The sequence below is a fragment of the Candidatus Njordibacter sp. Uisw_039 genome (genome assembly GCF_047730075.1).
In the GTDB taxonomy this organism is placed as follows: domain Bacteria; phylum Pseudomonadota; class Gammaproteobacteria; order Pseudomonadales; family Balneatricaceae; genus Njordibacter.
Genome location: NZ_CP159831.1, coordinates 1,998,813 through 2,012,859, shown reverse-complemented (window position 1 = coordinate 2,012,859; position 14,047 = coordinate 1,998,813). Strand labels below are relative to the sequence as shown.

Sequence of the window (14,047 nt, the reverse complement as noted above, 5' to 3'; positions counted from 1 at the left end):
CTGATGGATATGCTGCAAACAAGTCTTGATGGCCTAATGATAGGATCTACGTATGCGCTACTGGGACTAAGTTTTGCCTTAGTGTTTGGCATCATGCGCCGAATCAACCTTGCCTTTGGAGCCTGCCTGCTATTTGGCGCTTCCCTAGCTATTTACCTTGAACCCATACTTGGATGGGGTGCTTGGGGTCTGTTTCTAATTACGATAGTGGGAGTGGCTCTAGCCTCTGCCTATGTAGAACGTCTGTGCTTTGCCCCCCACAGCAAACGCCATGGAGCTTTAACAGCAATGGTTGCTAGTTTCGCTGTGTGGATGCAGTTGGACGAAATTTCATCCCAACTTTTACCACAGAGAACCCACGCATTTCAGGGGCTTGAGGTGCCAAATTTTTGGTGGGGAGAAATTTTTGTGCGTGGTGATCAACTGCTGCACTTTGCTATAGCCTTAGTTAGCATCCTCTTATTGTATCTGTTGCTTTATAAAACTCGCCTTGGGCTTTTGATTAGGGCCACGGCGGACAGTCCGGAAACGGCGCACTTGTTGGGTGCTCAGGTGCCTTGGTTGGGTTTTATAATCTTTTTGTTGGCAGGGATTTTAGGTGGTGTGGCAGCCTTCATGATTTTGTCTGCAGATGGTTATGTGACGCCTTTGTTTGGCTTATGGAGCACATTTAAAGGCCTTGTAGCCATGATTATTGGTGGTGTAGGCTCATTAATGGGAGCTGTCCTTGGAGGGCTTATACTGGGTCTTGTCGAAACTCATGCTGGGGCTGCACTGGGTGCTGAGTTTCGTGACATGGTGACCTTTGGTTTAGTTTTTCTAGTATTGATCATAAGGCCAGGTGGCCTAATGGGAGTTAAAATTTATCGTACCGATAGCCTAGCTCGGGACCGAGTTTAAGCGATGGATATTTACCTTGCCTCTGTATTGACCAATATGACGTTAATTGCATTTTTGGCTCTTTCTGCTTATCTGGTGCTAGTGGTTGGTGAAGTCTCATTTGGGCAACAGGCTTTTTTTGGCATTGGTGCTTATATTACCGCATCAGTAACAGCTCTGGCTGGCGCTCATATTTTTTGGGGGCTATTGGCTGGGGCTATAGGTGGAGCAGTCTGTGCTCTGTTGTTAGGGCTGCTTACTATACGTTTGTCAGGTATCTACTTTGCTATTAGCACCCTTTGCTTTGCTGAATTACTACGTTTTTTTTTGTTGCACATTCGTTTCACCCAGAATATTGATGGACGTATAATAGGTCCCGATGGTCCGGAAGGGTTTTCTAACATCCGCTGGATTTTTGAGAATCATTATGAGGTGGTGGATTTTTTATTATTGGCAGCAACGTGTCTGACAATACTGCTGATATTACTCTTTAGTCTAGAGCGCAGCCGGATCATGTTAGGCGCGCGTATGGTGGGTAATGACCCTATTCTAGCTCAGTCCCAGGGCCTCAGCCCTACTCGGTACCGACTTAGTTTTATTACCTTATCTGGCGCTGTGGCAGGTTTTGGTGGTGGCCTATTTGCCCTTTTTAATACCCATATTGAGCCAGCTATGTTTGGTGTCATGCTGGGAATACATGGCTTAGCCTATGCCATTATTGGTGGTCTTGGTTCGGCAATGGGTCCCCTATTAGGGGTTGTTCTAGACATAGGATTGCTGGAAAGTATTCGTCAACTGGCAGCCTACCGGATGATTATTTTTGGTGGTCTGGTGGCATTGTTGCTGGTGTTTCGACCTGAAGGTATTGTTAGCCCAAGGCTAGTGTCTCGCCTAAAAAGCCGTTGGAGAAACCGCCATGTATAGTCTTCAAGGCATAGGAAAATCCTTTGGTGGGATTGATGTACTAACCGATATATGTCTAACATTAAGGCCTGGGCAGCGCCTAGGCATTACTGGTGCTAATGGGGTGGGTAAGTCAACCCTAATTAATATTGCTACAGGCTTTTTGACACCTGATTCAGGTCATATTCATCTCAACAAAAAAATATTGACATATCGACCTGCCTGGGCCTTCGCTCACGCAGGTATTCAGAGAACTTTTCAAACTACTCGTTTTTTAACAACAGCCAATCTGGGAGAACAATTACTGTTCGCGGCCCGGGCTCCTGAATCAAAAATAAGATTGACCCAGCTAATAAGATTGAGTGGCTTGCAGGCAAGCTTGCACCTGTTTCCAGACGAGATCCCTCTACCTGTGCTGCGTAAAGCTGAAGTTATAAGGGGCCTAGTGGTTAGCCCAGAAGTGCTTTTTTTAGATGAACCATCGGCTGGTTTGACGGTCGACGAACTAGATCAATTTGGTGCTTTTTTGCAGCAACAACTGGGACAAAAAACGGCTTTGGTGGTGGTAGAGCACAGGTTAGACTTTATGGCCATCATTACTGATTCTATAGTCGAAATGAAACTTAATCGGGGGCTAGTTAAGAGGGTGGTTGATGTTAAAACTTGACCAAATAACGGTTCAATACGGTGCGCTTACGGCCTTAAATAAGGTGGGCCTATGCATAGCTGAGGGCACAATTAGTGTGGTTGAGGGGCACCATGGCGCAGGTAAATCCAGTCTCCTCAGAGCGATTATTGGAGCGGTACCTTCAAAGGGCAAGGTCTGGCTTGATCAGCGCCTGATAACTCGCCGCAGTCCAGCCCGGTTGCTGCAGGCGGGAGTGGTGCTGGTGCCAGAAGGGCGACAGTTATTTGGGCGTCTTTCAACGCGGGACAACCTTCAGTTTGGCCTCCACGTAGCAGGTGTCAGGGGCAGCATTGAAACAGCACTTGAGTATTTTCCACAGCTAACACCGCTGCTAGATAAGCCAGCCTATGTCTTGAGTGGTGGTCAGGCACAAATGCTCGCCATGGCTAGAGCAATGCTTGCTAAACCTCGTTACCTATTAGCTGATGAGCCATTGATGGGCCTGTCGGATGGCCCTAGAGAGCAGGTTTGGCAAGTGCTTGTCGATCTGCGGAGCAGGGGAATTGGCGTCTTGGTTACTGGTGAACATATGGTGCCCACTGGCACAGTTATTGAACAGCATAAAATAATTAATAATGGCAACCTTGAACTAGGAGAATAATAATGAAAAACACCATAACCTATGCTTTGGCCCTGACAATGGCCAGTGGTATTGCACAGGCTAATATGGCCAAAACTCAGACTAGTTGTATGCCCCATGAACAGGCATTAACCTATGCCTGCATGGTTAATCTATCCGTCCATAGCAAACCAGTCAGCAATGCTGGCATTAGTGTCAGTGCAGATATGCCCTCCATGCCTATGGCACACAATATGAGGCAAATCATAGCGACGCCCGTTGCCGGTTTAACGGGCCAGTATGAGTTTGTTCTGGTATTAGAAATGGCAGGTGACTGGAGGCTCATTTACAATATTTCCAGCCCATTTATTGATCGACTGCATGAACCTTTGGTTATAGGGATTAGTGATAAGTCTAAACAGCCTAAATCATCACATGACAATACCATGGCAGATCACTCAAGCACGCACAGTACAGACCATAACTAAACTATTACCTAGGTTTTTTGGTTAGCCAAGCTGAAAGAGAAATGGTCATTGTTACCACATCCAATAATGCTCAAGCAACAGTCGATGAGGATTTTGTGGTATTGAAAGGTCATGGCTTTAGTAATGATGACATTTGGGACATTGCTGCCATTACAGCCTTTTTCGGGCTCGGCAATCCTATGGTCAACTTTGCCTCAATGCGGCCTAATAAAGAGTTTTATAGCATGGCCAGAGAGATCTGATGAGAGTCAAAATAGGTGTGGCAGTCTACTAAAAACACTCCAGTACTAGCTTAGTGAGTTATTAGACTTTAGTCACACATAAATCACCACTATCTAGCATTTTATAGCGCTCAGTCCTGTTGATCTTACTCCAAACGCGTTACCATATGCGACCTTTTTATACACCAAGCCGACACTGCTGCTGTCCGTTAATTAACTACCGCCAAGGAAAACTTCATGCCTGAGTCTCTCAAAGATAGCGCCATGCGCTACCATACTCACCCAACACCCGGTAAATTGTGTATTCAACCCACAAAACCGCTAGCTAATAAACGTGACCTTGCTCGCGCTTATTCCCCTGGTGTGGCATATGCTTGTGAAGCGATCGTAGAAGATGAGGATATGGCAGCAGCAGTTACTGCCCGTGGTAACTTGGTGGGTGTAATTACTAATGGTACAGCAGTGCTTGGCTTAGGTAACATTGGCCCATTGGCATCTAAACCGGTGATGGAAGGCAAAGCCGTTTTATTTAAAAAGTTTGCTAATATCGACGTGTTTGATATTGAAATTCAAGAAAACGAAGTAGATAAACTAGTGGATATCATCGCCTCGTTAGAGCCTACCTTTGGTGCCATCAACCTAGAAGACATTAAAGCACCAGAATGTTTTTTGGTAGAGAAGCAGCTACGTGAACGCATGAATATCCCTGTATTCCATGATGATCAGCACGGTACAGCTATTGTTGCTGCGGCTGCGGTTTATAATGGCTTACGAGTGGTAGGAAAGAACATAGAAGACATCAAGGTGGTAGGATCAGGTTCTGGTGCGGCCAGCATTGCCTGCTTAGACTTGCTTGTGAGTATGGGTTTGCCACGTGACCAAGTCACCTTGATAGATCGCTCAGGCGTTATCTATAAAGGCCGAGATCATGGAATGAACCCCTGGAAGGAAGACTACGCAAGGGAAACTGGCGATCGTACCTTAGCTGATGCCATGGTTGATGCTGATCTGTTTATGGGGCTATCTGCGCCCGGTGTGTTAACCCAAGACATGGTAAAAACCATGGCCCCAAAACCACTTATTTTAGCCATGGCTAACCCTACGCCAGAAATTATGCCTGAACTAGCTATGGCAGTGCGTCCCGACGCTATTGTTGCTACAGGACGTTCTGATTTCCCTAACCAGGTAAACAACGTGCTGTGCTTCCCGTTCATCTTCCGTGGTGCATTAGATTGTGGTGCCACTACGATTAACGAGGCTATGAAACAAGCTTGTGTTAGAGCTATTGCAGACCTAGCTTGCAAGGAAGTCACAGATGTTGTGGCAGCAGCTTACCCTGGTGAAAACTTTAAGTTTGGTCCCGAATACCTTATTCCTAAGCCCTTTGACCCGCGCTTAATCGAAGAAGTGCCGCTAGCCGTAGTTAAAGCAGCCATGGAAAGCGGCGTAGCAACGCGGCCTATTGAAGATTTAGACGCCTACCGCGTTAAGTTACAAGGCTATGTCAACCAAGCTGGTTTGTTCATGCAGCCCATGATCGAAAAAGCCAAGCAAGGCCCAAAGCGTCGAATCGTTTATGCTGAAGGCGAGAATGACGATGTGCTCATGTCCATGCAAGCCATGGTGGATGAAGCCGTAGCAAAACCTATTCTCATTGGCCGCCAAAGTGTGATCAAAACATCTATAGAACGTTTGAGTTTGCGCTTTAAATTAGGCGAAGACGTAGAGGTGTTTGATCCTAAAGATTGTGACTTACACGATCGTTATTGGCAGCACTATCACAAAAAAGTAGCACGTAAAGGGATCTCAATAGACAGCGCCAAACAAGAAATGCGTAATAATAGCACTGCGTTGGCTTCTGTTATGGTGGACCTGGATGAAGCACACGGTATGATTTGTGGCAAAGTAGGGCGCTTTGATACCCACTTTAAAACACTACTGCAAGTGCTTGGCCCAAAGACCCCAGACACCCATGTGTCTACCGTATGTGCGTTATTATTGCCTAGTGGTCCGTTATTCTTAGCAGATGCGTTCTTAACCGTAGACCCAACTGCAGAAGACATCGTTGCCTCCACTGAAGCCAGCATGGGCTTTGTACGTCAGTTTGGTATTAAACCCAAGGTGGCACTTTTGTCCCACTCTAACTTTGGCACTTCTAATGACCCCCAAGCTAATAAAATGCGCCAGGCCTCTGCTACCTTACGTGAACGTTATCCTAATGAGGAAATTGAAGGTGAAATGCACTCTTTCACAGCCCTGAATGAAGAATTGCGGCAGGCCATTTTCCCCAACTCAAACTTAACAGGCCAGCCCAACCTATTGATAATGCCTAACCTAGATACGGCCAACATTACTTTAGGTCTTATTCGCTCGTTAACTGATGCTCTGCTCATCGGCCCCTTTGTTCACGGTTTAGCCAAACCTGCACACATTGTTATTCCATCGGTTACAGGTCGTGGCATGTTTAACATGAGCGCCATTACGGCAGCCGATGTGGAAGTGCATTGTGAAAATAATGAGTGTAGCGTTTAGTTCATAGCTAATTTTTTGTGAATCCTTCTGCACTAAAGTGATTCATGGTCTATACTAATTATGCATAATGAGTTTATGCGTAACAGGTATCTTTAAGTGACTTTGCCCAGTTGATCTGGGCTTTTTTTGCTTAAAAATAATCAAACTAGAAAGAGAAATTTTTACAGCATTACGGGCCTTCGATAAAGCTTAACAAAATATTTTGTCGTCTTTGGGTCAGTATTTCTGCCACCAGGGACCTCTAACTATGGGTTCATGGAGTAACTGCATTAGTTCACCGATGCGTGGAATGACAAACGCCTGATCTTGCTGTTGAGCCAGCAACCTGGTCTGCTGCGCAGGTTCGTCCCATGGATGCAATGACAAGGTAAAAGCGCCCCAGTGCACGGGCATCATAATATGGGCATCTAAATCTTGCGCAGCTTGAACACTCTGTTTAGGCCGCATGTGAATCGCCTGCCAGCGGAAATTATATTGCCCTGTATCTAGGAGGGCGATATCAATGGGGCCAAAACGTTGGCCAATTTCTTTAAAGTGAGGGCCATAGCCGCTGTCGCCACTAAAAAATACCCGCTGGTCTGGGGCTTCAACCATCCACCCTCCCCATAAAGTAGAGTTGCGATTGTCCCAGCGTCTGCCAGAAAAGTGACGAGCGGGGGTGAGTGTCAGCTTAATGCTATTTAAATTGTTAGATTGCCACCAGTCCATTTCGCTAATGCGCTCTGGCGCTATGCCCCAATGTAGTAGATGTTGCCCTACCCCAAGGGGCACATAATAGTGCTTAACCTTGGCATCTAGCTGCATAATGCTGGGGTAGTCTAGATGGTCATAGTGATCATGGGAGATGATGACAGCATCTATAGGGGGTAGTTGTTCTGGCTCAATAGGCAGGTTTTTGTTATAGCGCTTGCTACCTAGAGCAGGGTGGGGTGCGGCTGTGTCACTGAATATAGGGTCGAATAACAAGGTTTGATTGGCGCTTTGTAGTAAAAACGAGGAATGACCAAGCCACATGAGTTGGGTTTTATTGTTGGCGTTGTTGAGTTGTGACGGATCAGCTTTAACTATTTCCAGGTTGTGCTCTGGGGCTAGCCCCTCTGCAGTAACGTAGTCCCACAATGCACCAGCCATCAGCCCAAAAGTTTGGTCCATGTCAGTGTTTATCTGATTAATGAACAGGGTTTCTGAAAAGTTACTTGAGGTGATGTAGCTCCGTTGCTGGGCAGGTGTCATTGACGCACCAAACACAGCAGCGTTGGAATACCAATAATAGCCCACTGCAACTGCGGCTAGGGTTAATGTGAGTGTTATGGCAGCTAGACTGAGGCCTATTTTTTTAATCATTGAAACTGAAACTCACGATATTTTTTCTAGAATATTACGATGATCACCATGCAGGTTAGATAATACTCTACACACTGTTCTTTTACTTGTTTCTATAGAACTATAGCCAAATATTAAGTGGGCGTTAGTGTATTGTAAAGTTAGTATTAGTTGATGTTTTTTACGGGTTCAAGTAATTGATTTATATCATAGGTTAGGGTGAATCTAGTAGTTGCATGTAATGCTTGTTTTGGGTGATGATATGTACAAATTGACATGTTAGTGTCCAAGGAAAATGTAATGTCAAAACTGAAGTTTATGAAACCCTTTACCCAGCAAGAACCTATTCCCGAACAGGCTAAAAAAAAGGTCATGGAGCTGCTTGATTCAGGGCGATTACATCGTTACAACACGGTGGGTAGTGAGTTGTCTGATGCGGCCTTGTTAGAACAAGATTTTGCTCAATACCAAGGTCGAAAATACTGTTTAGCCTGTACTTCAGGAGGTTATGGTTTGCATATCGCTCTACGGGCCATGGGTTTGCAAGCAGGCGACGAAGTGCTAACGAATGCCTATACATTAGCGCCAGTACCTGGCGCTATTCATGCTGCTGGAGGTAAACCAGTATTGGTGGAAATTGATAACAACTACCACCTCGATTTGACCGACTTAGAGGCTAAGGCAAAGGGCAGCAATGCTAAAATTTTGTTGTTATCGCTTATGCGTGGGCATATTCCCAATATGGATCAGCTTATGGCCTTATGTAATAAGTTAGGTCTGCAGGTATTAGAGGATTGTGCTCACACCATGGGTGGCGCATGGTCTGGTGTGAAGTCTGGAAATTTTGGTCAGGTAGCGGCGTTTAGCCTACAGACTTATAAACACATGAACACTGGTGAAGGTGGCTTAGTAGTAACTGATGATGCAGAAGTAGCGGCCCGCCTCATTATGCATTCTGGATCCTATATGTTCTACGAACGCCATGGTGCAGCACCGGCACCAGAGGTATTTGAAAAAATACGTTTAACCAGTGCCAATATGTCTGGCCGCATGGATAATATACGTGCGGTTATAGGCCTAGCACAATTACCAGGGTTAGATAAAAACTGTGAGCGCTGGAATCAGCGATATAACATCCTTCACAGCTCTATTGCATTGATTTCGGGGCTGGATATTCCTGCTAGAGACAAGCGAGAGTCTTTTGTGGGTAGCTCTCTTCAGTTTCGGGCAACAGGCTTAGACGTAGAGCAAATCCCTGACTTTATTGCTGCCTGCGTAGCTCAAGGTGTAGAGCTCAAGTGGTTTGGTGCGGCTCAGCCCAATGCTTTCACAAGTCGCTATGACAGCTGGCATTACATTGAACCCATGCCACACTTGCCGAACACTCTTAAAGCCTTAGAGAAAACATTAGATCTTCGTGTGCCGTTGACATTCAATGATGAAGACTGTTATTTAATCGGAGCTGTTATTGAACAAGTTATGGCTCAGTTCATGGGGCGATAATCCCATGAACTGAGGCCTAGATCTATGCTTTCGGGCGCAGACCTTTAGGGTCGTAGAAGCCTTGTAAGCTGGCTTGAGCTGAGTAGCGTTTGAGGGCAATTTCGATTTCGAATTTAGCCTTGGATAAACGAATTGGAGACAGGTCAGGAGAGTTTACATATCCCATGCCAATGGCACTGCCTATGGCATGGCCATACATGCCTGAGGATAAATAACCCACGATTTCACCGTTCATGACGATGGGTTCGTTATGGAATAACATTGCTTCAGTATCGTCGAGCTTAAATTGCACTAACCTGCGGGTAGATTTTTTAGATTGAAGTTGTTCTTTAAAGCCATTAATGCCTATAAAGTCACCCGCATTTGGTTTAGCGGCCCACTCAAGGCCAGCATCAAATAAGGTGTCTTCTGGTCCCACATCATGTCCCCAATGCACAAAACCTTTTTCCATACGGGCACTATTAACGGCATGCATACCCACATTACGTATGCCAAACTTGGCACCCGCTTCAAATAAAGCACGGTATACTGTGGCTGTGTGTTGAGCGGGAACAAACAACTCCCAGCCTAGTTCGCCAACGTAACTTAAGCGTTGTACCCACATGCGTACACCCGCCACGTCCATCACTTTACCCGTAGCAAATGGGAAGGCCTCGTTGCTTAATTCTGTGGCTGTAACTTTAGACAACACATCTCGAGCTAATGGACCTTGAAGGGCCATTGCGCCAAAATTCATGCTAATGTCTTGCAGCAACACATCGTCGATGAGGCGGTGATTAAGGTGCCACCAATCCCTTGAATGGGAGCTAATGCCAGTGATGACCCAGTAAGTTGTCTCACCAGTGCGCACAACAGTCAGATCTGCTTCGATACCACCGCGAGCATTAAGGAAGTGGGTGTACACCACTTTGCCTACGGGCACATCAATATTGCCTGCACAAATGTATTGTAAGTTCTTGCCAGCCGCAGGTCCGGTCACTTCAAACTTACCAAAGGATGACATGTCGTAAATACCAACACTTTCACGCATAGCCATGTGTTCTTGTTTGTTGTTGTCGAACCAGTTTGGCTTTTGGTAGCTGTATTGGTAATTGGCTTCTTGTCCTGGGTTGGCAAACCAGTTAGCGCGTTCGTAGCCACACACTTCACCAAAACAGGCGCCTGCTGCTGTAAGTTCTTGGTGGAGTGGTGAATGAATCTGGTCACGTGCTGTTTCGTATTGATAGAACGGCCAATGCATAGCATAACTATGACCTAAGGCTTCTGGGATACGTTCTGACACATATTCGTCGTGTTGTTGGGCAGGGTGATGGCGGCGCAAGTCGCACTCACTCACGTCACCCGATGGAAAACCATCAATCATCCAATCGGCCATGATTTTACCCACGCCACCCCCAGCACCAATGCCTTTGGAATTCATGCCTGCTGCAATAAATAACTTGTCTATTTGAGGGGTAGGGCCAAGCAAGTGAAGGTTATCGTTAGTGAAACTTTCTGGGCCATTAAACCAAGTGCGAATTCCTGTTTCTTGTAACTGTGGGAAGGTTTCCATACCATTCAACAGGTAGGGTTCTACGTGATCTTGGTCTAAGGGAAACTGTCCAAAACAGAAGTCGTCAGTAATTTTATCCATGGGTAGCCCAATAGCGTTGTCTTCAAACCATCCCACTAACATTTTTCCAGCGTCTTCTTTAAAATATAAACCACGGTCAAAGTCACGTAATACTGGGCGCTGGGTTAAGCCTTCCATTTCCTCTGTGACAATGTAGGAATGTTCACAAGCGTAAAGAGGCAGCTGAACACCCACTGTTTTAGCAAGGTCACGGGTCCACATACCACCACATAGGATCACCTGGTCAACTTCCATAGTGCCTTTGTCGGTGCGAATACCGGTAATGACGTTGTCTTTAGTGAGCAATTCTTCCATGACGGTGTTTTCAAAAATTTCCACACCATTCATCTTGGCACCTTTGGCTAATGCCATGGTGGTGTCAATGGGGTTGGTTTGGCCGTCACCGGGTGTGTAGAGCGCCCCTATAACACCTTCAGTATTAATACCAGGGTAAAGCTCTGCTAAACGGGTGTTGTTGATCATTTCTGATTCCACACCAAACACTTTGCATATAGACGAGGTGCGTTTAATTTCTTCTAAACGTGCTTCTGTACGCGCTAAGGAGATGCTACCAATACGCTTGTAACCTGTAGCTTGGCCTGTCTCCTCCTCTAAACTGGCATACAACTCGTGGCTGTATTTGGCCAAGTTAGTAAGGGTAGGTGTAGCCCATGCAAGGCTTATTAGGCCTGCAGCGTGCCAAGTTGTGCCGCAGGTTAACTGCTTACGTTCTATTAGCACTACATCTTGAATGCCACGTTTGGCTAAGTGGTAGGCTACGGAGGTGCCGATAATACCACCACCAATGATGGCAATACGGGCTTTTTCTGGCAATACTTGGGTGTCGCTCATAACATTCTCGTTAGTCGTGGAGTAGTAATAGCCCACGGTGTTTTTTATTTGTATTAGTGGTTAGCCGCGCAATAAACTATTGTTTGGGTTATACGCAGCGTCGAGTTCTACATGACAATGTCGCGTGCCAACAGAGGTCTCTACGGTAAGTGCCTGACCCACATTACAGTGTTCGGGTTTTAGGTAGGCAAAGGCTAAACTTTTTTCTACCCGATAGCCATAGGCGCCGCCGGTGATAATACCTGTATGGTCACCATTAGCAAACACCGCTTCGTTACCAAAACATTCTGCAGGCACGTCGTCATCAAATACCAGATAAGCCAGTTGTATAGAAAGGCCATTAGCTTGGCGTTGAAGCATATTAGTGCTGCCAATGAACTCGTGGCTTAAATCCAAGAAACGATCCATGCCAGCTTCTAACCCAGAAATTTCTTCAGTAAATTCAGTCCCATAAGCACGGTACATTTTTTCCATACGCATGCTATTAAAAGCACGAGTGCCAAAGTCTCGTAAACCCAAAGGTTTCCCAAATTGCATTAATGACTCATAGATAGAAATAAGTTGCCAAACGGGCATGTGTAATTCCCAGCCTAATTCTCCAGCATAAGACACCCGCATGGCAAAAACAGGGGCAGAATCCAGCTGAATGGTTTGGCAAGCGAGCCAGGGGAAGGCGCTGGTGGATAGGTCGTCTTCACAAATGTGCTCAAGAATTTCGCGGGCTTTAGGGCCAGTGAGTAATAAGCCACCCCAATCTTCGGTGAAATCTTCAATAGCAACGTCATAATCACCCACATGCTGTTGCATCCACTGCAGGTCTTTAATTTGTGAGCCAATAGCGCCCATCAATACAAAGTGGTCTTGGCTAATACGGCTTACGGTTTGCTCGGCCATGATGCCACCGTTTTTTGCATGGAATAGGGTGAGGCTAATACGGCCATCTTTAGCGGGTAGCTTGTTGCATGACAGGTGATCTATGAAGGCGTAAGCGTCTGGTCCTGTAACACGATATTTGGCTGTTCCACTGATGTCAGTGATGCCGCAGGTGTTTTGCACTGCAGCACATTCTTCTGCTACAACAGTATGTGCTTCGCTGTGGGTCCAAGTTTCGCTTTCGCTGCGCACTGCATTGGTCTTAAACCAAGCTGGTTTTTCATAACCTGCGGTAACAAAATGTACCGCATCCTTTTGTGCCATCACCGTATGTAATGGGCTGGTACGAATAGGGCGTCCATGGGGACGGTTTTCTGTAGGTGAACCGCTGGAGTACATGCGCTCATAGGATTCAATAGCGCGGGTAATACAATAATTTTTATTAGCCCAATCACCAAAGCGGCGACTATCTAACGAGGCCATATTGAGTTCTGTTTGGCCGTGCACCATCCACTGCGCCATGTATTTACCGATACCACCTTGAGCGATACCAATAGAGGCCCCAGTCATGTTCCAAAAATTAGTTAAGCCGGCTACTGGGCCCACTAAGAAGTTGTCATCTGGTGTGTGGGTAATAGGGCCATTAATGATGTTTTTAACGCCTACTTCTTGGAAGATAGGCACCAGTTCCATACAACGTTCTAACCAGGGCATTAGGCGTACTAAGTCACCAGCAAATAACTCCCGATCAAAGTCCCAATCCATGCCGTTGATGGCCCACGGTTTTGAACCTCGGGTTTCGTAGGGTCCCACCAATAAACCATTGCCTTCTTGGCGAATGTAAGCAGCAGCAGTGGAGTCTCGGGTTACTGGCAGTTCTTTGACTAAGGCTGCTAGCTCTGGGTGGTCTTCGGTGACTAGATATTGGTGTTCTAGGTTGATAATAGGCACATGAACGCCTACCATGCGGCCCACTTCTGGGGCAAAACAACCCCCTGCGTTGACCACGTGCTCGGCAATGATGTTGCCTTGTTCGGTTATGACCTCGTAACCACCTTGGGGCAGTATATTAATGTCTGTGACGCGGTTAAAACGGCTAATTTTAGCACCATTTTCACGGGCTAGTTGAGACAAGGGCATAACCACAGCCGTTGGATCCACGTGGCCGTCATTTGGCGTGTATAAAATACAGCGAGCGCCATCAAAGTTCATCACGGGATTAATTGCTTTGGCTTCTTCTTTAGACACCCAGCGCATTTCACAACCAATGTTGTGAGCCCGGCTCATGATGTTACGGAACCATTGCTCTTCTACTTCTGTATAGCCTACCCGCAGGCTGCCACACTTGTGGAATGAGGAAGGTAGTCCCGTTTTGGCAGGTAAAATTTTGTCATACAACTCGATAGTGTAATCGTGAATTTTAGACAGGGTATGATTGCCATTAAAGTTAGGGCAAAGGCCTGCGGCGTGCCATGTTGACCCGCTAGTAAGCTCACCCTTTTCAATCATTACCACATCGGTCCAGCCTTCTTCTGTAAGGTGGTACATGAGGTTAACGCCAAGGGAACCACCACCAATAATTACAACGCGGGCATGGGATTGTAGGGACATAAT

At 46.2% G+C, this 14,047-nt stretch carries 11 protein-coding genes; 8 read left to right on the top strand and 3 right to left on the bottom strand.

The window, feature by feature from the left end; all coding sequences use genetic code 11:
• Nucleotides 1-3: 3 nt before the first annotated feature.
• The 7 genes from ABXT70_RS09455 to ABXT70_RS09425 all read left to right on the top strand — a co-directional run bounded on the left by ABXT70_RS09455 (nucleotide 4) and on the right by ABXT70_RS09425 (nucleotide 6,270).
• Nucleotides 4-900 carry a branched-chain amino acid ABC transporter permease gene (locus ABXT70_RS09455; RefSeq protein WP_443640244.1) on the top strand — a complete coding sequence of 299 codons (897 nt, stop codon included), beginning with the start codon at nucleotides 4-6 and terminating at the stop codon, nucleotides 898-900.
• A 3-nt stretch (nucleotides 901-903) separates the two neighbouring features.
• Nucleotides 904-1,803, top strand: coding sequence for a branched-chain amino acid ABC transporter permease (locus ABXT70_RS09450; protein ID WP_443640243.1), 900 nt, complete (start codon nucleotides 904-906; stop codon nucleotides 1,801-1,803).
• Complete coding sequence (locus tag ABXT70_RS09445) at nucleotides 1,796-2,449, top strand: ATP-binding cassette domain-containing protein (RefSeq protein ID WP_443640242.1); 654 nt, start codon at nucleotides 1,796-1,798, stop codon at nucleotides 2,447-2,449. Before ABXT70_RS09450 ends, ABXT70_RS09445 begins: the two co-directional genes overlap by 8 nt.
• Nucleotides 2,436-3,071 (top strand): ATP-binding cassette domain-containing protein, encoded by a 636-nt coding sequence (locus ABXT70_RS09440; RefSeq protein ID WP_443640241.1) that lies wholly within the window; start codon nucleotides 2,436-2,438, stop codon nucleotides 3,069-3,071. Before ABXT70_RS09445 ends, ABXT70_RS09440 begins: the two co-directional genes overlap by 14 nt.
• A 2-nt stretch (nucleotides 3,072-3,073) precedes the next feature.
• The gene (locus tag ABXT70_RS09435) at nucleotides 3,074-3,517 is read left to right on the top strand and encodes a FixH family protein (RefSeq protein WP_443640240.1); all 444 of its coding nucleotides are present in this window, start codon (nucleotides 3,074-3,076) and stop codon (nucleotides 3,515-3,517) included.
• 41 nt (nucleotides 3,518-3,558) lie between these two features.
• Nucleotides 3,559-3,759 carry a hypothetical protein gene (locus ABXT70_RS09430; protein WP_443640239.1) on the top strand — a complete coding sequence of 67 codons (201 nt, stop codon included), beginning with the start codon at nucleotides 3,559-3,561 and terminating at the stop codon, nucleotides 3,757-3,759.
• 216 nt (nucleotides 3,760-3,975) lie between these two features.
• The gene (locus ABXT70_RS09425; RefSeq protein WP_443640238.1) at nucleotides 3,976-6,270 is read left to right on the top strand and encodes an NADP-dependent malic enzyme; all 2,295 of its coding nucleotides are present in this window, start codon (nucleotides 3,976-3,978) and stop codon (nucleotides 6,268-6,270) included.
• A 216-nt stretch (nucleotides 6,271-6,486) separates the two neighbouring features.
• Here ABXT70_RS09425 and ABXT70_RS09420 read toward each other — a convergent pair whose 3' ends face one another.
• Entirely contained in the window at nucleotides 6,487-7,614 is a 1,128-nt protein-coding gene (locus tag ABXT70_RS09420; RefSeq protein WP_443640237.1) for an MBL fold metallo-hydrolase, read from the bottom strand.
• A gap of 279 nt (nucleotides 7,615-7,893) precedes the next feature.
• Between ABXT70_RS09420 and ABXT70_RS09415 the strand changes: the two genes are divergently transcribed.
• The gene (locus ABXT70_RS09415) at nucleotides 7,894-9,096 is read left to right on the top strand and encodes a DegT/DnrJ/EryC1/StrS family aminotransferase (RefSeq protein ID WP_443640236.1); all 1,203 of its coding nucleotides are present in this window, start codon (nucleotides 7,894-7,896) and stop codon (nucleotides 9,094-9,096) included.
• Nucleotides 9,097-9,118: 22 nt separating this feature from the next.
• Here the strand turns inward: ABXT70_RS09415 and ABXT70_RS09410 are convergent, their stop codons facing one another.
• Nucleotides 9,119-11,560, bottom strand: a complete 2,442-nt coding sequence (locus tag ABXT70_RS09410; protein ID WP_443640235.1) for a GcvT family protein — start codon at nucleotides 11,558-11,560, stop codon at nucleotides 9,119-9,121.
• A 60-nt stretch (nucleotides 11,561-11,620) separates the two neighbouring features.
• Nucleotides 11,621-14,044 (bottom strand): FAD-dependent oxidoreductase, encoded by a 2,424-nt coding sequence (locus tag ABXT70_RS09405; protein WP_443640234.1) that lies wholly within the window; start codon nucleotides 14,042-14,044, stop codon nucleotides 11,621-11,623.
• Nucleotides 14,045-14,047: the final 3 nt, after the last annotated feature.

What these genes read in the sequence shown, in the direction of transcription:
- ABXT70_RS09425 (WP_443640238.1), top strand. Translation starts at nt 3,976, where the DNA reads ATGCCTGAGTCTCTCAAAGATAGCGCCATGCGCTACCATACTCACCCA.
- ABXT70_RS09430 (WP_443640239.1), top strand. Translation starts at nt 3,559, where the DNA reads ATGGTCATTGTTACCACATCCAATAATGCTCAAGCAACAGTCGATGAG.
- ABXT70_RS09445 (WP_443640242.1), top strand. Translation starts at nt 1,796, where the DNA reads ATGTATAGTCTTCAAGGCATAGGAAAATCCTTTGGTGGGATTGATGTA.
- ABXT70_RS09440 (WP_443640241.1), top strand. Translation starts at nt 2,436, where the DNA reads ATGTTAAAACTTGACCAAATAACGGTTCAATACGGTGCGCTTACGGCC.
- ABXT70_RS09420 (WP_443640237.1), bottom strand. Translation starts at nt 7,614, where the DNA reads ATGATTAAAAAAATAGGCCTCAGTCTAGCTGCCATAACACTCACATTA.
- ABXT70_RS09455 (WP_443640244.1), top strand. Translation starts at nt 4, where the DNA reads ATGGATATGCTGCAAACAAGTCTTGATGGCCTAATGATAGGATCTACG.
- ABXT70_RS09415 (WP_443640236.1), top strand. Translation starts at nt 7,894, where the DNA reads ATGTCAAAACTGAAGTTTATGAAACCCTTTACCCAGCAAGAACCTATT.
- ABXT70_RS09405 (WP_443640234.1), bottom strand. Translation starts at nt 14,044, where the DNA reads ATGTCCCTACAATCCCATGCCCGCGTTGTAATTATTGGTGGTGGTTCC.
- ABXT70_RS09435 (WP_443640240.1), top strand. Translation starts at nt 3,074, where the DNA reads ATGAAAAACACCATAACCTATGCTTTGGCCCTGACAATGGCCAGTGGT.
- ABXT70_RS09410 (WP_443640235.1), bottom strand. Translation starts at nt 11,560, where the DNA reads ATGAGCGACACCCAAGTATTGCCAGAAAAAGCCCGTATTGCCATCATT.
- ABXT70_RS09450 (WP_443640243.1), top strand. Translation starts at nt 904, where the DNA reads ATGGATATTTACCTTGCCTCTGTATTGACCAATATGACGTTAATTGCA.